General features: G+C 69.0%; 16 protein-coding genes and 1 riboswitch. Of the genes, 7 read left to right on the top strand and 9 right to left on the bottom strand.

The window, feature by feature from the left end:
* Positions 1–48: 48 nt before the first annotated feature.
* Both IBX18_RS38870 and dacB read right to left on the bottom strand, forming a co-directional pair.
* Complete coding sequence (locus tag IBX18_RS38870) at positions 49–1182, bottom strand: zinc-dependent metalloprotease (RefSeq protein ID WP_194838387.1); 1134 nt, start codon at positions 1180–1182, stop codon at positions 49–51.
* A 13-nt stretch (positions 1183–1195) separates the two neighbouring features.
* Positions 1196–2650, bottom strand: coding sequence for a D-alanyl-D-alanine carboxypeptidase/D-alanyl-D-alanine-endopeptidase (gene dacB / locus IBX18_RS38865; protein WP_373889269.1), 1455 nt, complete (start codon positions 2648–2650; stop codon positions 1196–1198).
* Between the two features lie 158 nt (positions 2651–2808).
* On the opposite strand from dacB, the gene IBX18_RS38860 reads away from it, so the two are divergent.
* Positions 2809–3300: an inorganic diphosphatase gene (locus IBX18_RS38860; RefSeq protein ID WP_107653814.1), complete on the top strand. Its 492-nt coding sequence runs from the start codon at positions 2809–2811 to the stop codon at positions 3298–3300.
* Positions 3301–3355: 55 nt separating this feature from the next.
* On the opposite strand, the gene IBX18_RS38855 is transcribed toward IBX18_RS38860, so the two are convergent.
* Positions 3356–6400 (bottom strand): BTAD domain-containing putative transcriptional regulator, encoded by a 3045-nt coding sequence (locus tag IBX18_RS38855; RefSeq protein ID WP_194838386.1) that lies wholly within the window; start codon positions 6398–6400, stop codon positions 3356–3358.
* Positions 6401–6719: 319 nt separating this feature from the next.
* Here IBX18_RS38855 and IBX18_RS38850 point away from each other — a divergent pair, with 319 nt between their 5' ends.
* Together IBX18_RS38850 and IBX18_RS38845 are read left to right on the top strand one after the other, a co-directional pair.
* On the top strand, positions 6720–7910 hold the full coding sequence (locus IBX18_RS38850) for a serine hydrolase (RefSeq protein ID WP_228542439.1): 1191 nt from the start codon (positions 6720–6722) through the stop codon (positions 7908–7910).
* Between the two features lie 67 nt (positions 7911–7977).
* Positions 7978–9489 carry an alpha/beta fold hydrolase gene (locus IBX18_RS38845; protein WP_306796595.1) on the top strand — a complete coding sequence of 504 codons (1512 nt, stop codon included), beginning with the start codon at positions 7978–7980 and terminating at the stop codon, positions 9487–9489.
* 39 nt (positions 9490–9528) lie between these two features.
* On the opposite strand, the gene IBX18_RS38840 is transcribed toward IBX18_RS38845, so the two are convergent.
* The 5 genes from IBX18_RS38840 to IBX18_RS38820 form a co-directional block, all read right to left on the bottom strand.
* A complete protein-coding gene (locus IBX18_RS38840) occupies positions 9529–10173 on the bottom strand; it encodes a response regulator transcription factor (RefSeq protein WP_194838384.1) in 645 nt (214 codons plus the stop codon).
* Positions 10161–11420 (bottom strand): sensor domain-containing protein, encoded by a 1260-nt coding sequence (locus IBX18_RS38835; RefSeq protein WP_194838383.1) that lies wholly within the window; start codon positions 11418–11420, stop codon positions 10161–10163. The genes IBX18_RS38840 and IBX18_RS38835 overlap by 13 nt, the downstream gene beginning before the upstream one ends.
* Positions 11421–11490: 70 nt before the next feature.
* Entirely contained in the window at positions 11491–13299 is a 1809-nt protein-coding gene (locus IBX18_RS38830) for an MDR family MFS transporter (protein WP_306796594.1), read from the bottom strand.
* Positions 13296–13802, bottom strand: a complete 507-nt coding sequence (locus IBX18_RS38825; protein ID WP_306796593.1) for a MarR family transcriptional regulator — start codon at positions 13800–13802, stop codon at positions 13296–13298. The genes IBX18_RS38830 and IBX18_RS38825 overlap by 4 nt, the downstream gene beginning before the upstream one ends.
* A gap of 87 nt (positions 13803–13889) precedes the next feature.
* Positions 13890–14711: a crotonase/enoyl-CoA hydratase family protein gene (locus IBX18_RS38820; protein ID WP_194838382.1), complete on the bottom strand. Its 822-nt coding sequence runs from the start codon at positions 14709–14711 to the stop codon at positions 13890–13892.
* A gap of 252 nt (positions 14712–14963) precedes the next feature.
* Between IBX18_RS38820 and IBX18_RS38815 the strand changes: the two genes are divergently transcribed.
* The 3 genes from IBX18_RS38815 to IBX18_RS38805 are packed head-to-tail and all read left to right on the top strand — an operon-like array spanning position 14964 to position 16425.
* The gene (locus tag IBX18_RS38815) at positions 14964–15284 is read left to right on the top strand and encodes a 2-oxo-4-hydroxy-4-carboxy-5-ureidoimidazoline decarboxylase (RefSeq protein ID WP_147129503.1); all 321 of its coding nucleotides are present in this window, start codon (positions 14964–14966) and stop codon (positions 15282–15284) included.
* A 53-nt stretch (positions 15285–15337) separates the two neighbouring features.
* Entirely contained in the window at positions 15338–15814 is a 477-nt protein-coding gene (locus tag IBX18_RS38810; RefSeq protein WP_107653807.1) for a YbaK/EbsC family protein, read from the top strand.
* Positions 15815–15873: 59 nt separating this feature from the next.
* Positions 15874–16425, top strand: coding sequence for a flavin reductase family protein (locus IBX18_RS38805; RefSeq protein WP_135234466.1), 552 nt, complete (start codon positions 15874–15876; stop codon positions 16423–16425).
* A gap of 57 nt (positions 16426–16482) precedes the next feature.
* Here IBX18_RS38805 and IBX18_RS38800 read toward each other — a convergent pair whose 3' ends face one another.
* Positions 16483–17802 (bottom strand): aminotransferase class V-fold PLP-dependent enzyme, encoded by a 1320-nt coding sequence (locus IBX18_RS38800; protein ID WP_194838381.1) that lies wholly within the window; start codon positions 17800–17802, stop codon positions 16483–16485.
* Positions 17803–17849: 47 nt separating this feature from the next.
* A riboswitch (SAM riboswitch) is annotated at positions 17850–17963 on the bottom strand.
* A gap of 108 nt (positions 17964–18071) precedes the next feature.
* On the opposite strand from IBX18_RS38800, the gene IBX18_RS38795 reads away from it, so the two are divergent.
* The gene (locus IBX18_RS38795) at positions 18072–18719 is read left to right on the top strand and encodes a LysE family translocator (RefSeq protein ID WP_194838380.1); all 648 of its coding nucleotides are present in this window, start codon (positions 18072–18074) and stop codon (positions 18717–18719) included.
* The last annotated feature ends 41 nt before the right edge of the window (positions 18720–18760 follow it).

Here is an 18760-nt window from a genome sequence, read left to right as displayed (position 1 = left end):
CCGACCCGCCGCACGTCCGCCCTCGGCAACCGCAGGGCCCGCTCGGCGTCAGCCGAGGACGCGGCTGACCCAGCGTTCCGGGTGCTCGATTTCGTCTGTGCGCGGCAAGGTTTCGCCGTCGGTCCAGATGGTGTTGAAGCGTTCCATGCCGACCCGGCCGACCACGTCGTCCACGAACGCCTTGCCGCGCACGTACTGCGCGACCTTGGCGTCCACGCCGAGCAGCGCGCGCATGATGCGCTGCAGCGGGTTGGTCGGGCGCTTGCGGCGCTGGTCGAAGGCGGAACGGATCTGCTCGACCGAGGGCACGACGGCGGGGCCGACGGCGTCCATCACGTGATCGGCGTGGCCTTCCAGCAGGGTGCCGAGCATCAGCAGGCGGTCGAGAGCCTCGCGCTGCGGCGGCGCCTGGGTGGCGCGCAGCAGGCCGACGATGCCGCGGGCGGCGGGATCGTCCGGGGTGCCGCCGCGGCGGCGGTCGCGCACCTCCTCGACCAGTCGTGACAGCATCTGGTTGAGCGGTTCGTCGCCGACCTCGCCGAGCACCTCGACGTTGGCGCGCATGTAGTCGGCCAGCCAGGGCGCGGAGGAGAACTGCACCCGGTGGGTCACCTCGTGCAGGCAGACCCAGAGCCGGAAGTCGCTGGGCGAGACGCCCAGTGCGCGCTCGACCGCCATGATGTTCGGCGCGACCAGCAGCAGCGTGCCGTCCGGCCCGGTGAACGGGTCGTACTGGCCGAGGATCGCGGTGGACAGGAACGCGAGCATCGCGCCGGCCTGCACGCCCGCCGGTTTGCCTTGCAGCAGCCCGCGCTCGCCGGTGTCGGCACCGGCGCCGGTGAGCTGGGACATCGAGTCGGCGGCCGCGCTGATCCAGCCGGGCCGGTCGACGATCCGGGCGGCGGGCACCGGCTGGTCGTCGAGCAGCCCGCTCACCTCCCGGACCGGTCCTTCGGCGCGCACCGAGGCGGTGGCCAGTTCGGCGACGACCTGCTCGGCCGAGTAGCGCGAGGTGCGTGGGCCGGACGGCACCAGCGCGGCGCCGGTCTTCGCGGCCAGCTTCCAGTCGACGGCACCGGAGAACCCCGACCGGCCCGTGGACCGGTCGACCGCGCCCTCGGCGGCAGGCAGCACGGAACTGCCCGTGCCTGTGTCAGCTGGGTCGGAATTTTCTCCGTGCATTGTCAACCACCCGTCACGAACATCCACAGTTGCGTAGCGTGCCTGCGATCGCGTCCAAGGCGGGCCTGCTCACCTCCGGCGGTCGATCGTTCGACATCAACGCGAAGGTCAGCACCCGCCCATCGGCGTCCAGCACATACCCGACCAACGCGCTGGACACCGACAGAGTTCCGGTCTTGGCCCGCACCCAACCCGCGGCGTTGCGGTCGCGCACCACGTAGCGGCTGGTCAGCGAGCCGGTCGCGCCCGCGATCGGGAGGGCGTCCAGCAGCGGTGCCAAAGTCGTGGCGAGCTGGTCGTTTTCGGGCCTGGCCATGGTGTTCGACGGCTGGATCGCGGTGGCCACGGTCGGCCTGGCCGCGGTGGCCACGATCCGGTCGAGCAGTCGCGCCGGAATCCGGTCGTCGACCGACAAGCCGCTGTTGTCGTGCATGGTCACCCCGGACACGTCGAATCCGGCCTTGCTGAGCGCGGCGTTCACCGCGTTGACCGCGCCGGTGAACGACGCCTCGCCGCCGGTGGCGACCGAGATCTCCCGCCCGACCGTCTCGGCGAGCACGTTGTCGGAGTAGACCATCAGGTCGCGCAGCCGGTCGCGCAGCGGCGCCGAGCGCACGCTCGCCACCTCGGCCGCACCCGGTGCCGCGGTGCCGAGCCGCACCTTGGCCGGGTCCAGGCCCAGGTCGGTGGCCAGTCGGCGCCCGGCATCCAAGCCCGGGGTCGGAGTGCGCGGCGAGTATTCGACGAGCGGGCGGAGCCTGCCGCCGTCGATCATCACCGGGTCGATCGGCGCGATCGAGCCGTCGCCGATGTCGATCGGGTCCCAGCCCTGGGCCATGGACGGTCCGGTGTAGGCGGAGGTGTCCACCAGGATCGTGTCGGCGGACCTGCCGGAACTCTTGATCTGGCTCACCAGATCGGACAGGCGCGGCCCGTTCGGGTAGTAACCCTTGCCCTCCGGCTCCGCGGTCAACGTCGGATCCCCGCCGCCAACGAGCACCAGCTCGTTGGGCGCGGTCCCCGCCACCACCTTGGTGGTGACCCGGTGGTCCGCGGGCAGCGTGAGCAGCGCGGCGGCGGTGAGCAGGATCTTCGCCGTGGACGACGGGATCATCGACCGGTTCGGGTCGCCGCTCCACAGCACCGTCGCGCTGTCGGCGTCGGTGACCTGACCGGAGAAGGCGCCCAGATCCGGATTGCCGATGACCGGCGCGAGCGCGGCGGCCACCCCGGCCGGGCTGGGCGCGGGCGCGTTCGACGGCGCGGGGGCGACCTGAGGAAAGGGGCGGACCGGCGCGGGCGGTGCGGCCGTGGTCAGCCCGCCGTGCCGGAATTCGTCGGTCCACGGCTTGACAGTGAGCAGCACCCCGCCGCCCGCTGCGAGCACCACGGCCAGCGTGAGACCGAACCCGATCCAGAGATTGCGGCGCCGCCGGGCAGCCAAGCCACCGATGTTCTTACCAACCACAGCCCGCAGCTCTCCTCGACTGATTTCCGCAGCAGCCGCCTGCCGCACCCATGTCCCCGCCGACCACACTATCCTCGTTGCGCAACGGTTCCCCCGAACAACCTGGCGAGTCGGCAGTCGTTACTGCTCATGCTCATAGATGCACCGAAGGAGATGGCGTGGAGTTCGACGTCACCATCGAGATCCCCAAGGGCTCTCGGAACAAGTACGAGGTCGATCACGAGACCGGACGGGTCCGGCTCGACCGGCACCTCTACACCTCCATGGTCTACCCCGCCGACTACGGCTACATCGAGAACACCCTGGGCGAGGACGGTGACCCGCTGGACGCGCTGGTCCTGCTGCCCGAGTCGGTGTTCCCCGGCTGCCTCATCGAGGTGCGCCCGGTGGCGATGTACAAGATGGTCGACGAGGCAGGCGGCGACGACAAGGTGCTGTGCGTGCCGGCCGGCGATCCGCGCTGGGACCACATCCAGGACCTGAAGGATGTGCCGGAGTTCGAGCTGGCCGCGATCAAGCACTTCTTCGAGCGCTACAAGGATCTCGAGCCGGGCAAGTACGTCAAGGGCTCGGAGTGGGTCGGCCGCGCCGAGGCCGAGACCGAGGTTGCCGCCTCGATCCAGCGGCTGAAGGACAACGGCGGCCACTGACGCCGTCAGGAAAGCGGGAAGTCCGTTCGGGCTTCCCGCTTTTCGTATTCAGGCGCTACCCGGCGGCACGATTGCGCCGCTGCTTGCGTTCGGCGATCACCTCGTCCAGGTGTTCGCGGAGCAATTGCAGGATCGGCGCCTCCACCTCGCTGTCGAGCCGCTCGTGGGTGAAGTGCGCGTCCTCCATCGGCGCGAAAGCCTCTGCCGCCGAACGGTATGCGCAATAGGCCTGATGGGTCCGGCCGAGCGCCTGCAGGATGAGCCCGTGCATCACCAGCACCCTGGCCCTGGTCAATGGCCCGATCGCGCGGTTGAGCATCCGGATCGCCGCGTCCGCGATCGGCTCGGCCTGGGTCAGCTGACCGGCCATCATGTGCACGTGCGCCAGCCGCGCCAGCGCCCAGCCTTCGCGTAGTTCCACCCCGCTGAGCCGGGCCAGCTGGACCGCCTCGCGGCACAGCTCGATCGCGTGGGTGTGATCGCCCTGAAAGCCGCGACTCACGCCGAGTTCGTGCGTCGCCATCGCCTCCAGCGCGGCATTGCCGATCTTGGCGGCGAGCGTCTTCGCCTCCGTCGCCCTGGCCTCGGCGGCGACGAATTGCCCACCGTCGGACAGGGTTTTGGCGATGTGCACCAGGCTGGCGCACTCGACCGCCGGATCCTCGACCCGGCGGGCCAGCCGGATCGCGCGTTCGGCGTGTGCGAGCGAGGCCGCCGTCTCGGTGCCCATCCTGGTCGACGAGGCGAGCAGCTGCCCGGCGAACGCGATCAGCCGAACGTCGCTGGCCGAGGCCGGGTTCAGCGAGAGCGCGATGCGCTGGTGGTCCCGGCCCTGGCGCAGCGTGCCGAGCGAGTAGCTGTAGTTCGCCCCGAGGGTCACCCGGATCCGGCATTCGACGCGGCGGTCACCCGCCCGCAACGCCGCGGCGAGCAGTTTGTCGAGCGCCCGGGACAGCTCCTGGCAGTGCGGGCCGCCGTCGATCAATTCCGCGCTGGCCCAGGCGATGTCGGCCGCGGGCACCAGCGCGGGACCACCCACCCGCGCGGTCTGCTCGTACAGCGAGATCAGGTTCGGCCGCTCGACATCGAGCCAGTACTGCGCGGCGATGCTGTCGGTGAACGTCAGTCCGTCGGCGACGGTGTCACCCAAGTGTTCCGGCAATCGCGAGCCCGGATTGCACACCGCCATCAGGTTTTTCATGGTGGCCAGGTAGAAGTCCAGCAGCCGGGCCAGCGCACCGGAGGTCGGTTCGTCGGCCTCGGGACCGTGCAGTTCACGCGCGAACAAGCGCGGCAGATCGTGATAGGTGTAGCGCCCGGACGAACTGGTCTCCATCAGGTTCAGGTCGACGAGCGATTCACACAGCTCCTCGACCAGCATCCGGTCCGCGCCGAGGATGGCGGCCGCGCCGTCGAGCGAGATCTCCGCGACCTCCGGCGCGGCCAGCATCCGAAAGGCCCTGGCCTGCGCGCAATCGAGCTGGTCGTAGCTGAGCCGGAACGCCGCCTCGACCGCGAGGTCGCCGCTGCGCAGCGTGCCGAGCCGCTGCTGCTCGTCGGCCAGCCGCTCGGCCAGGCTGCCGATGGTCCAGCTGGGCCTGGCCGCCAGCCGCGCGCCGACGATCCGGACGGCCAGCGGTAATCCGCCGCACGCCTCGAGCACGCTGTGCACCGCGGCGGGCTCGGCGGCCACCCGCCGCAGGCCGGCGATCCCGGCGAGCAGGGTGCGCGCCTCGACCGGGGCGAGCACATCGAGGCGCACACCGAGAACGCCTACTACGCAAGGTAATTCGGGCATCGAGGAGCGACTGGTGATCAGCACCGCCGAGCCGGGCGTGCCCGGTATCAGCGGGGCCACCTGGTCCACGTCGCGCGCGTTGTCCAGCACGACGAGCACCCGCTTGCCGTCGAGGATGCTGCGGAACTGGGCCGAGCGCTCGGCGAGCGTCGGCGCGATCTCACCCTCCGCGACGCCGAGGGCCCGCAGGAAATCGCCGAGGGTGTCCGCCGCCGGGGTACCTGCCTGGCCGCGACCGCGGGCCTGCGCGAAACCGTGCAGGTCGACGTGCAGCTGCCCGTCCGGGAACTGGTCCCGGACACGATGGCCGACATGCACCGCCAGCGCACTCTTGCCGATACCGCCCATGCCGTTGATCACACACACCGGCACCGCGAAACCGTCGGCGCGGGTGAGCCATTCGCTGATCCGCCGGACCGTCTCGGTGCGGCCGGTGAAGTCGACGACGTCGGCGGGCAGCTGTGCGACCCGCGCCACCGTGCGACGCGGCGGCCGCACGATCATCGCCGCATTGCCGGTATCGCGTTGTGGCGCACGCAGATCCCCGCGCAGGATGCGCTGGTGCAGCTCGGCGAGCGGCTGGCCGGGTTCGATGCCGAGCCGTTCGATGAGCACCTTGCGGGTGTCGGCGTACACCGCGAGCGCCTCGGCCTGCCTGCCCGCGTGATACAGCGCGGTCATCAGCAGGCCGCGCAGTTGCTCGCGCATCGGGTGCTCGGCCGACAGCGGCGTCAGCTCCGCGATCACCTCCGGATAGCGGCCCAGGCGCAGGTCCAGCTCGATGCGCTGCTCCAGCAGCGCGACCCGGCGTTCGATCAGCTGGGTGCGCTGCCGATCGGCATAGGGGCCGGGCAGCCCCGCCAGCGGCGTGCCCGACCACAGCCGCAGCGCGGTGTCGAGCCGCTCGCGCACCAACTCGACCGTGTGCTGCGGTTCCGTGCCGATCCGGTCCGGTTGCACCTCGACCAGCAGGTCGTCGACCAGCTCCACATCCACCGCGCCGGGAGCCAGCCGCAGCGCGTAGCCGCCGCCGAACCCGACGAGCACCGTGGCAGGCGCACCGGATGGGCGCTCCGGCTCCAGTGCCCGGCGTAGATGCAGGATGTGATTGCGGAGCGCGCCGATCGCGCTCGGCGTCGGATGCTCGCCCCAGACGCCGTCGATGAGTTCCGGCACCGTGGCCGAACGTCCGCTGCGCAGCAACAGCGCCGCCAGCAAGGCTCGGCGCTGTTTGGAGCCGAGATCGAGCTCCAGCTCGTCGCGCCACGCACGAACCTCGCCGAGCACAGCGAACTTCAGCATTCGGTCCCCTCTCTCACCATCGGACCTCCAGCTATGAACGTAGACAATCGTCCGACGTCTTCGTTGACCTTGCTGCGCGAAGTCACCGATGAGCCACTGTTGATCTGACGTCATCGTTACAGACATCCAACCAATGAATCCCTGAGCTTTTCGTGACGGCCAACTGTCGTGGTGGTGCTAGCACCACCACGACACGCCAGCAGACAGTACCCAGCATTCGGGTGTCCGCGGCATGGGCGCGAGAGCTCCCGATTCCTAGGCTCGAATCGTCGGGGACGCACCCATGCCTTCCGGCTCGAACAGGAGGAAGACACTGCTCATGAACCCATTTCGGCGCAACTCCGGTAAAGCGGCCCTTTCGGTCGTAGTGGCGGGCGCGGTGCTCGCCGCGGCCGCGTGCGGTGGTGAGACGTCGGTGGGCGCACCGGACGAGGCGGCGACGACGACGCCGCCCGCCGTGGCCGCCGCGATGGACAAGGTGGTGCGCCAAGGATTTCCCGGTGTGCAGGTGGTGATCGACGGACCCGCCGGACATCGGACGTTCACCGCGGGGGTCGGCGACCTGAACACCCGGGCACCGTTCCCGGACGACGCGCGCGTCCGGATCGGCAGCAACACCAAGACCTACGTGGCGACGGTGATCATGCAGCTGGTCGCCGAGGGCAAGGTCGACCTGGACGCGTCGATCGAGCGCTACCTGCCCGGCATGGTGCAGGGCAACGGCAACGACGGCAACCGGATCACGGTGCGCCAGGTGTTGCAGCACACCAGCGGCGTGCCGGACTACCTCGGTCGTGGCGCGGGCGACGGCATCACGACGCAGAATTCCGAACAGATCGACCCGGACGAGGAAACGCTGCGGTGGCAGCACTTCGAGATGACCGAGCTGGTCCGCCGGGCGATGACGGCACCGCCCCAGTTCGAGCCGGGCGCGAAGTCCGTCTACACGAACACCAACTACCTGCTGGCCGGTCTGCTGATCGAGCGGGTGACCGGCAATCCGGCCGCCGACGAGATCGGGCGCCGGATCCTCGAGCCGCTCGGCCTGCGCGACACCTATGTGCCCGCCGCCCGCGAAACCGGTATCCGTGGCCCGCACGCCCGCGGCTACCACCGAATCGACGGTAAGCCAGTCGATTTCACCGACTTCGACCCGTCCTGGGGTGCCACCGCGGGTGACATGATCGCCACCCCGACCGATATGAACCGGTTCTTCACCGCGCTGCTGGCCGGAAAGATCTTGCCGCCTGCGCAATTGGCCGAGATGAAGCGCACCGTGCCGTTCGACCGCATGCCGGGCGCGGACTACGGCCTCGCGCTGATCCACCGGACCGCGCCGTGCGGCAAAGAGGTCTGGGGGCACGGCGGCAGCATTCCCGGCTTCGAGACGCGCAACGGCGTGACGGCCGAAGGCACCGCGGTGACCGTCACGGTCAACCAGCTGCCGGCCACCGAGGAGGAGGCCGATGCGGTCAACGGCGTATTGGACGCCGCCCTGTGCGCCTCGTGATCGCCCCACCCACCAGTAACCACGGCCCCCATATCGGATGCGGCCGAACAACTTCCGAGGAGCAACAGTGAAACGCGCGAAAGGGCTGACGGTCGCCTTGACCGGCCTGGTGGCCTGTGCCGGACTGATCGGCTGTGCCGGTCCCAAGGCCGAGGCGAAACCGCAAACGCCGGTGCCGGACCGGTTCACCAGTCAGCAGCTGGACTGGAAAGCCTGCGGGGTTCCGAAATTGGATGACGCCGGGGCGCAGTGCGCCGACGTCACCGTGCCGGTGAATTACGCTGACCCGCAAGGGCCCACACTCACCGTGGCGATCTCCCGGATCGCAGGCACCGATCCCGCACCGCAGCGCGGCGTCATGCTGTCCAACTCCGGCGGCCCCGGCGGCGAAGGCCTGGACTTCATGGTCGATGTCGGCAAGGCGATGACGCCCGAGGTGCGCGCCCGCTACGACCTGATCGGCATGGACCCGCGTGGCGTCGGACGCTCGTCCGCTGTCCACTGCGGGTGGCCGATCGGCTTCGGGTTGCACTCGGCGGGCCTCGACGCGGCGGGTTTCGCGGAATCCGTTGCGATACATAGCGATCTGGCCGCCCGCTGCGCCACCGCCGAAGGGGCTCGCCTGCCGTACATCACCACGCGCAACACCGCGCGGGACATGGACGTCATCCGCGGCATTCTCGGCGCGGAGAAAATCAGCTACTTCGGCACCTCGTACGGCACCTACCTCGGTGCGGTGTACATGCAGATGTTCCCCGAACGCAGCGACCGGATGGTGCTGGACAGCGCGGCCGACCCGGACGCCTACGGGACGGTCGGCATGATGCAGGCCATGGGTCCGGCCAACGAGGCCGCGCTCGACCTGTGGGCGGATTGGGTCGCGGCGCGCGATGGTGAATACCACTTCGGCACGAGCCGGGCGCAGGTCCGCGGCACTGTCCAGGACCTGATCAAACAGGCTGCGGACAAGCCGATCCGGTTGGGCGAGTACGAGATCGACGAACATTGGCTGCCCGTAGTGCTGTTCGTCGGGCTGGACAGTCCCGATCAGTACGGGATGCTCGCCGGTCAGATCCGTACCATCGCCGATGCCGCCGCGGGCAAGCCCGCCCAGCCCGACGAAACATTGAACGCCACACTGGGATTCGCGCTGAAGGCACGTCCGAACGACAATTCATCGCAGATGGCCATCATGTGCGGTGACGTCGCCGCGCCGCGGGATCCAGGATTCTATTGGCGCAACATCGAGGCCGCCCGCGCCACCGAACCGGTGTTCGCCGGATTCACCAACAACATCACCCCGTGCGCGTTCTGGGCTCCGCCCGCCGAGCCGGCCACGGTGGTGCGCAATGCGGTGCCCGCCATGATCGTGCAGTCCACCGGTGACACCAGGACCGCCTACGACGGAGCGGTCGCCATGCACAACGACCTGAGCGCGTCCCGCATGGTCACCCTCCAGGATGTGCCGATCCACTGGATCTTCGGGCGCTACCAGAACTCCTGCGTGTACTCGGCGGTGAACACCTACTTCCGCGACGGCACGCTGCCCGCCGAGGATATGACCTGTCGGGTCGACTGACCGGAGCCGTGAGCCCTGAGCCCCAACGGGTTCAGGGCTTCACGCGTTCAAGTAGGCCAGTACGGCAAGTACGCGCCGATGGCCGACATCCTCGGTGGAGAGCCCGAGCTTCGCGAAGATGCTCCGAATGTGTTTGTGCACAGCGCCTTCGCTGACCACCAGCCGCTCGGCGATGGTCGCGTTGTTGTGCCCCTCGGCCATCAGCGCCAGCACCTCGCGCTCGCGGGCGGTCAGCGCGGCCATCGGGTCATCGGCCTTGCGCCGCACCAGCAGTTGCGAGATCACCTCGGGGTCCATCGCGGTGCCGCCCGCCGCGACCCGGCGCAGCGAATCGAGAAAGCGGTCCACCTTGCCGACCCGCTCCTTGAGCAGGTAGCCGACACCGCCCATGCCGTCGCCGAGCAGTTCCGCGGCGTAGCTGTCCTCCACCCAGGACGACAGCACCAGCACCGGCAGGCCGGGGTGCAGCTTGCGCGCGCTGACGGCCGCGCGTAAACCGTCGTCGGTGAACGTCGGCGGCAGGCGCACATCGACGACGACCGCGTCCGGTCGATCCGCGGCCACCGCCGCGAGGAAGTCGTCCGCGTTGTCCACAGCGGCCACCACCTCGATGCCCGCCGTACTCAGCAGCAGCACCAGACCCTCCCGCAGCAGGGCATCGTCCTCGGCGATCATGACCCGCACGGCAACTCCACCCGCAATACAGTAGGGCCACCGGGTGGACTGGTCAGCGTCATCCGGCCGTCGAGCGCCTCGGCCCGGCGCCGGATACCGGCCAGCCCGCCGCCGTAGGTCTCCACGGCGCCGCCTACCCCGTCGTCGCGGACCTCGATCGTCAACAGTTCCGGCGCACCGCCGAGCACCAGCGAGATGCCCACGGCGCCGGAGTGCTTGGTGGCGTTGGTGAGTGCCTCGGTGATCACGAAGTACGCCGCCGCCTCCACCGCGGCGGGACGCCTGCCCACCTCGCGGAGATCGAGCACACAGGGAATGGGATTGCGGGCGGCCACCGCCGAAATGGCGCTCGCCAGACCACGATCGGTGAGCACCGGCGGATACACGTTGCGCACCACGTCCCGCAGTTCGGCCAGCGCGGCCGTCGCGGTGTCCTGCGCCTTGCGCACGAGACCCTGCGCCGTTTCCGGATCCTGTTCGCGCAATTGGTCGGCCAGCCCGAGCTGCATGATCACCGCCGCGAGCCGGGCCTGCGCGCCGTCGTGCAGGTCGCGCTCGATCCGGCGCAGCTCGGCACCGTGCGCGTCCAGCGCGGCGGCGCGGGTCGCGGTGAGTGCCGCGACGCGGTCGGCCAGCATGGCGCCCTCGGTCGGTTTCAGCAGGGCGTGGCTGGCCATCGCCTGCCAGCGCGCGGCCACCGGAAGTTGCAGGGTCACCAGGGCGACGGGGAAGGCGAGGAAGAAGCTGAGGATCGCCTTGGGCCACGAGTCGACCACGAAACCGAAACTGGCGAACTCCTGCCCCGGCGGCAACAGCTGCCAGAATTCCGGGATCGCCAGCTGAGCGAGGGTGCTCAGCGGCAGCGCGATGGCGAAGACCGCGAGATAGATGCCGGTCAGCGCGTGCGCGACCAGCCAGCCGAAGTCCCGCCGGTTGGCCGGATCGGTGAACACGGTCGCGACCCGCTGCCGCAGCCCGCCGGTGAACGGCTGATAAGCCTCCGCCGCCTGTTCACCGAGATACCGTGCGGCCCTGCGCCGATCGAACGACACCAACGGACGGACCAACCGGATCGCCTCGGGCAGCGCCGGTATCCCTACACCGATCAGGCAGAACGCGCCGACGATCAGCAGGCCGACCACCGCGAACAACGCGAGCATCGAGGTGACACCGCCGACCGCCAGGTACCAGACAGCGCCCGGCAGTCGCCGTGCTTTGTCCAGCGCGGAGCGCAGTGCGTTGATCACGCTCGTCATGCTGTCAGAACAGGACGCGACCGCGACCGGCCGGTGCCCGAGGCGCGTATCGCCCCGGGCACGGCTTCGCTCATTCCGATCCGGACCCGCCCGCTGGTCTGCCCGCGCCACGATCGCCCGGATCACTGCCGTCGCGCGGACCCACCGCGCCACCACCGCCGAGCACCAGCCCCGCCTGATCGACCACGCGCGACTCGGTCGCGAGTACCGACTCCTCGGCCTCCTCGGCCTCGGCCCGCGCCGCCTGCAGCCCGCCGACCATCCGCAGCGGCACCTCCCGCCAGAACAGCACGAGAATCAACGCGATCAACGCGACACCGGTGGCCGACAGGAACACCATCGACATGGAGTCCGCGAAGCCGACCTTGAACGGCCGGGCCAGCTCCGGGCTCAGCTGCTGAATGATCGAGCTGTCCTTCAGCACCTGTCCTGCGGCCGAAGTATCTTGCGCCAGCAAGCCTTTCGCCAACGCCGCATCGACCGGGTTGCTGCTGCGCGCACCCTCCACCACCGCTTGCTGGAACTGCGGATCCGCAGCGGCACTGCGCATCTCGTCGGAGATGTTCGGCGTCAGCTGGGCGAACAGGATGGACAGGAACACCGCGACACCGAGCGTGCCGCCGATCTGCCGGAAGAAGGTCGCGGCCGCGGTGGACACGCCCATGTCCTTGGGCGGCAACGCGTTCTGCAGCGCCAGGGTGAGCGGCTGCATCAGGTTGCCGAGCCCGAATCCGGTGCACGCCATGAAGATCATCGCCAGCCACAGCGGGCTGTCGGCGGTCAGGAAGTGCAGCAGGAACAGACCGAGCGTCAGCATGGTCGCGCCGATGATGGTGAAGGTGCGGTAGCGGCCGGTCCGCGAGATCAGCTGACCCGACACCACCGAACCGGTCATCAGGCCGAGCACCATCGGCAGCATCTGCAGGCCCGCCAGCGTCGGGCTCGCCCCGCGCACCACCTGCAGGTACTGCGGCAGCAGCGAGATACCGCCGAACATGCCCGCGCCGACCACGAACGAGATCACCACGCCCAGTGCGAAAGTCCGGTTCTTGAAGATGCGCAGCGGGATCAGCGCGGCGTCGCGCAGCGCCTTCTCCACGAAGACGAACCCGATGATGCCGGCCACCCCGATCACGTAGCAGGCGATGGCACGCCCACTGCCCCAACCCCATTCGCGGCCCTGCTCGGCGACGATGAGCAGCGGGACGAGACCGATCGCCAGCGCGAGCACGCCCCACCAGTCCACCCGATCGGTGGAGTGCGGTCGCTTCGGCAGCTTCAGCACCCGGTACACCACCGCGAGCGCGATCAGGCCGATCGGCACGTTCACCAGGAACACCCAGCGCCAGCCGCTCACCCCGAGGATCGTCTCCTGTCCGGCGAGCACCCCGCCGAGCACCGGGCCGATCACGCTGGAGGTACCGAACACGGCCAGGAAGTACCCCTGGTACTTGGCGCGTTCGCGTGGCCCGACGATGTCGCCGAGGATGGTCAGCGCCAGCGACATCAGCCCGCCCGCGCCGACGCCCTGCACCGCACGGAAGGCCGCGAGCTGGTACATCGACTGCGACATCGTGCACAGCAGCGAGCCGACGATGAAAATCGCGATCGCGAGCATGAAGAACTGCTTGCGGCCGAACATGTCGGACAACTTGCCGTACAGCGGGGTCGCCAGCGTCGCGGTGATCAGATAGGCGGTGGTCGCCCACGCCTGCATCGAGTAGCCATTGAGGTCGTCGGCGATGGTGCGGATCGCGGTGGACACGATCGTCTGGTCGAGCGCGGCCAGCAGCATCCCGAGCATCAAGCCACTCAGGATCACCAGGATCTGGCGATGGGTGAACTCGGGCGGCGATTCCACCTTCTCAGCCGTTGTCACGTCTCGTTCTCCGTCCCAGTAAAGGTCTCGTCCCAGTTGCGGCGCATCGCGGCGATCATGTCGGGCCTGGTGCGCTCGAAGTCGTCCACGAACTGTTCGAGCAGTCCGGCGAAGTCGGCCCTGGACTGTGGCGTCCATCCGGCCATCACCCGGGTCAGGTTCTCGTTGCGCCGCCTGCGGATCTCTTCGGCGACGGCCCGACCACGGTCGGTGACGACGAGCACGGTGGCTCTGCCGTCCGCCGGGTCGGCCTGCCGCTCGACCAACTTCCTGCCGACGAGCTGGGCGACCTGACGGCTGACCGTCGAGGCATCCGAGTGCAGCGCGCCGGCCAGCGCGCCCGATCGCATCGGTCCGTCACAGCACAACCGGATCAGCGCGCCGAAGGCGGCCGGGTCCAGTCCATCCTTGGTCCACGTGCTCAGCTGGGCCGCGGTGCGGTCGCGAATTCGCTGCAATCGGGTGAGTTGCATCGCGATCGTGTCGATCGTCCGGTCGTCCACACCTCATCCTTGCTTGCATCAATCAATTAGTTGCGCAATGCAAGTATGCGGACGACCCTCCCACTGGGGCAAGCGATATACGGCGCTTTACTCGCCCTTGAACTCCGGTGCCCGCTTCTCGAACACCGCCTTGATCGCCTCGGTGAGGTCCTGCGACGGCAGGAACGCGGAGTTCCACGCGGACACATAGCGCAGCCCGGCGGCCACCTCGTCCTTGCGCCGCTGATCCAGCACGTCCTTCACACCCTGCACCACCAGCGGCGGGTTCACCGCGATCTCGCGTGCCGTGGCGTGTGCGGCGTCCAGTGCCGCGGCCTGATCCGCGAATACCTCGTTGACCAGGCCGATCTTCTCCGCCCGCGCCGCGTCGATGTCCTTGCCGGTGTAGGCGAGCTCGCGCAGCTGACCCTCGCCGATGATGCCCGGCAGCCGCTGCAGCGAACCGATGTCGGCGACGATGGCGACCTTCGCCTCGCGCAGGCTGAACTTCGCGTCCGCGCTCGCGTAGCGGATATCCACGGCGGCGATCAGGTCCAGGCCGCCGCCGATGCACCAGCCGGAGATGGCCGCGATCACCGGCTTGCGGCAGTCCGCCACCGCCGTCACCGCGCCCTGCATCTTGCGCAGCTCCACCAGGAACTCGGTGCGCGGCGCGGCCAGCGCCCGTTCCGCCATCAGCGGGCCGAACATGCCGCTCATCGCGGGCAGGTCGAGGCCGTAGGAGAAATGCTTGCCCGAACCGGTGAGCACGATCGCGCGCACCTCGGGGTCGGCGTCGAGCGCCTGGAAGATCTCCGGCAGCTCCCGCCAGAAATCCGGGCCCATCGCATTGCCCTTGCCGGGACCCGTCAACGTCACCTGCGCGACGTGGTCCTTCGTTTCAACGGTGAAAGCCTGCCAGTCAGTCATTTGTACAGCGTATCGAGGAGAGTGGAACCTAGTGCTTCGCATCCCGGAAATGGGCATCTACCAGTGCCGCGCCACGCCATCCCGACCCAGCCACCACAGCGCGAGTTTTGCGAGCGCCGTTCGCGGCGCCCGCGCGGCAGAAGACTCTGTAAAAACTGCGCAAAATTGGTGCGGCGCACTGGTTCCCCGTTCGTCGCCGGACGGATCATTAAAGCTCGTCAGCAAACCTCGATTCTGGATTCGGAGGCCATCATGCTGATGCATCAAGGAATCGGCCTCGAGCGGTTCAACCAAATCTCGCGTGCCCGTGCGATACACGCGCTGTTCGCCTGCTGCTGCAACGTCACCTGGGCCGCCACCCTCGCCGATGCCAGGCCGTATCCGAACAGGGACGCGCTGCTGGCCATGGCCGATGTCGAGTTGCTCGCGCTGTCCCAGGACGATCTGGATCGGGCACTCGAAGCAGTTGTGCACGAACAGGTCTCGGGCGGCAGCATGGCCGAGCTCGCGCAGATCACGCAGGCGCGCATCACCCGGATGCTCGGGCCGAGCGAGGGCTATCCGGAATACTGACGCATTCGCCGAGTAGCCCGGCGCACCGCCCGCAATCGCTCTACTCTGGTGGCATGCGCAGGTCGACATTGCCACCGATCGCCTGCCGAGTCGCGGACACCCTCATCGCCCGAGGCCATCACGGTGTCATCGTGACCCAGCCGGCCCCCACCCCCACCGTTGCGGATGCCGCGCGCACGCTCGGCGTCGACGTGGGCGCCATCACCAGCTCCCTGGTCTTCCTGCTGGACGAGGATCCGGTGCTGCTCCTGGTTTCCGGCGCGCACGAGGTGGACCTCGAGTCCACCGGAAAACGCCTGGAGGGCACCCTGACTCACGCCCCCGCCGACATGATCCGCCAGGTCACCGGCCAGCCGATCGGCGGCGTAGCCCCGGTGGGCCACCCCACCAACCTGCCCACCTGGGTGGACACCGCCCTCTCGAACCACCGCGAGGTCTGGGCCGCGGGCGGCCACCCGAACACGGTGTTCCGCACCTCTTTCCACGAGCTGGTCCGGATAACCGCCGGTCTACCGATCGACGTCGACTGATTACACCCCTGGATCTGGCCTGAATCCCCGGGGAGGCGGGACAGCGTAGGTTCGTATAGGTGACCGAAGCTGAACGGCCCGCCACGGATTTCCAGATCCCTGATGATCTGAGCGGGATTACTGCCGAGCAATTCCGCGCATCGATGCGCCATTATCCGGCGGGCGTCACCGTCGTCACACTGAACTCACCGAAGGGCCCGATCGGTTTCACCGCGACTTCTTTCGCCTCCCTGTCGCTGGCACCGCCGCTCGTCTCCTTCAATATCGCGCATACCTCGTCGAGCCTGGCCGCCCTGCTCGACGCCGACTCGGTCGTCATCCATTTCCTCGGCGAACACCAGCACCACCTGGCCCAGCGTTTCGCCCGCACCGCCGAGGACCGCTTCAGCGACCGCTCCCTCTGGACCACCCTCGACACGGGCGAACCGGTCCTGCACGGCACCCCCATCTGGCTGCGCGCGACCATCCACCAGCTCATCCCGCTGGGTGACCACACCCTGGTCGTGGGTCTGGTGACCCGGGTGCACGACAACACCAACGAAACCCCGGCTGCCGCTCCCCTGCTCTACTACAACGGCCGCTACCACCGGCCGACCAAACTCGGCGACTGAGCGACGTTTTCGACCATGGCCGTCCGGCGTAGTGCCGGGCGGCCACCTTTGCAATGACTACCCGGTGAGGCAGGGAGCGGCGCCGGTCGGGGCCTGGGACGTGAAGGGGCGGGTCTCCGGAGTGGGGTTCCAGAGGTTGTTGGTGGTGGCGTAGTTCCAGCTCGGCCCTAGATGGACGAGCGTGGCCACGGCTTCGATGAGACGGTCGACGTGCGCCGTCGTGGTGCCCAGGCCGATGCTGGCGCGGAGCGCACCGTCGAGGTCGAGGCGGGCGAGCAGCGGGTGCGCGCAGAAGCGGCCGTCGCGGACGCCGATACCGTGTTCGGCGGAGAGATAAGCGGCGACGTGGCCGGGGACGAAACCGTCCAGGGTGAAGGCGACGATGCCGACGGTGTCGGGGGCGTCGGCCCAGATGCGCAGCAGGTTGACGCCGGGGATCGCGGCGAGGCCGTCGCGCAGCCGGTCGGCGAGGTGGTGTTCGTGGGCGGCGAGGGTTTCCGCATCGATCTCACACAGCGCGTCACAGGCGGCGGCGAGGGCGGCGGCGCCGAGCACGTTGGGCGAACCACCCTCGTGGCGCTGCGGGGCCTGCGCCCATTCGGTGCCTGCGGTGGTGACCTCACGGACCGCGCCACCACCGGCGAGGTACGGCTCGGCGTTGTCGAGCCAGTCGCGGCGGCCGACGAGCACGCCCGCGCCGAACGGGGCGTACAGCTTGTGGCCGGAGAAGGCGAGGTAGTCGATGCCGGTGTCGCGCAAGCTGATTCGCCGATGCGGCGCGAGCTGGGCGGCATCGACGAGGATGCGGGCGCCGCACTGGTGGGCGATGGTGGCCAGCCGCTCCAGCGGCAGCACCTCGCCGGTGACGTTGGACGCGCCGGTCACCGCGAGCAGCGCGGCGGGCTTGCTGCACAGCTCGGCGACGAGCCTGCCGATGGTCTCCTCGACGGTGGCCCCGGCCTGCACGACGCGGCGGCCGTGCTTGGTCCAGGGCAGGAAGTTCGCGTGATGCTCGATGTCGAGCACCACGGTGTCACCGGGCACGCAGGACGCGAGCAGGTTCAGCGAGTCGGTGGTGTTGCGGGTGAACACCACCACCTGGTCGTCGGCCGCGTCGAGGAATCGGGTGACCGACCCGCGGGCCGCCTCGTAGCACTCGGTGGAGATCCGCGAGGCGTAGCCCGCACCGCGGTGCACGCTCGCGTAGAACGGCAGCAGCTGCTGCACCCGATCGGTCACCTGCGCCAATGCGGGTGCGCTGGCGGCGTAGTCGAAGTTGGCATATGTGGTCGTCCCGCCCTGGACGAGCGGCACCTGGAGATCGTCGCCGGAAACCCGGGCAAGGGGGGCACAGTTCTGGGTTACCACAGCAGTCATCACGAAAATCCCATCGGCTCCGGGACCCGCAATCAGGTGATTCGTCGAGTCCGCGCTTGCCGCACCCGGTCGGGCGTCGGCCTGGTCGTCACCCGGAGCACCCCACCGCGGAGGAGGGTTGCCGACCAGCAAGCCGGGGCTGAACGCTGGTACTCATGACCTGACCCGAGATTGGCAGACGAGAACCCGAGCTGTCAAGACCAACGGCCGGGTGGGCGCGGCGGCGGAAATGCGTTGCGTGTTCGGCGGCATTGGGGTCACATCATTGGATGTCGCTCTCCCTGCTGCTGAGCTTTATCGGCCTGTGCGTTCTGCTGTCGCTCACTCCCGGCCCGGACTCGTTCCTGGTGCTGCGGTTTTCGCTGGTGGACGCGCGACCGGGGATCGCCGCGGCGATCGGGTCGGCACTCGGCGGGATCTTGTGGGCAGTGGTGGTCGCGGCCGGCGTCGCGGCGCTGCTGGAGCAGTCGGCGACCGCGTACCGCGCGTTGAAGGTGATCGGCGGAATCTACTTGATGTACTTGGGAATTCGCGCGTTGCTCGACCAACGGCGGCAGCGCAGGGCGGCGCGCGAAGCCGATGGCGTCGGTGGTCTGGCGGACAACTCAGCGGGCACCCGGACATCGGTTCGCTCGGCGTTCACCGCGGGTGTCGTCTCCTGCATGTTCAACCCGAAGGTCGGCCTGTTCTATCTCGCGGTGCTGCCCCAGTTCCTCACCGAGGTCACCTTCGTCAACACCCTCGCCCTCGGTGCCATCGAATCGGTGATCGCCGCGGTAGAGATGGTGCTCCTGGCCTTGGTCGCCTCCCGCGCGGTCGCGCTGCTGCGCCGCCCGAAGATCCGGGAGCGGCTCGAACAGGCCAGCGCCGCCATTCTCACCACCCTCGGCATCGGCACCGCCGCCTCCGCAGCCTGACCGATCCAGCGCGAAACGCGCTGAGCTGCAAGATCACCAGC

Source organism: Nocardia sp. XZ_19_369 (genome assembly GCF_015355715.1).
GTDB lineage: Bacteria > Actinomycetota > Actinomycetes > Mycobacteriales > Mycobacteriaceae > Nocardia.
This window is presented reverse-complemented; position numbering and strand designations above follow the sequence as displayed.

Bases quoted from the DNA above. Each gene is read 5' to 3' on its own strand.
- IBX18_RS38810 (WP_107653807.1), top strand. From the start codon at position 15,338: ATGCGCAGGTCGACATTGCCACCGATCGCCTGCCGAGTCGCGGACACC.
- IBX18_RS38835 (WP_194838383.1), bottom strand. From the start codon at position 11,420: ATGACGAGCGTGATCAACGCACTGCGCTCCGCGCTGGACAAAGCACGG.
- IBX18_RS38795 (WP_194838380.1), top strand. From the start codon at position 18,072: ATGTCGCTCTCCCTGCTGCTGAGCTTTATCGGCCTGTGCGTTCTGCTG.
- IBX18_RS38820 (WP_194838382.1), bottom strand. From the start codon at position 14,711: ATGACTGACTGGCAGGCTTTCACCGTTGAAACGAAGGACCACGTCGCG.
- IBX18_RS38855 (WP_194838386.1), bottom strand. From the start codon at position 6,400: ATGCTGAAGTTCGCTGTGCTCGGCGAGGTTCGTGCGTGGCGCGACGAG.
- IBX18_RS38870 (WP_194838387.1), bottom strand. From the start codon at position 1,182: ATGCACGGAGAAAATTCCGACCCAGCTGACACAGGCACGGGCAGTTCC.
- IBX18_RS38850 (WP_228542439.1), top strand. From the start codon at position 6,720: ATGAACCCATTTCGGCGCAACTCCGGTAAAGCGGCCCTTTCGGTCGTA.
- IBX18_RS38800 (WP_194838381.1), bottom strand. From the start codon at position 17,802: ATGACTGCTGTGGTAACCCAGAACTGTGCCCCCCTTGCCCGGGTTTCC.
- IBX18_RS38815 (WP_147129503.1), top strand. From the start codon at position 14,964: ATGCTGATGCATCAAGGAATCGGCCTCGAGCGGTTCAACCAAATCTCG.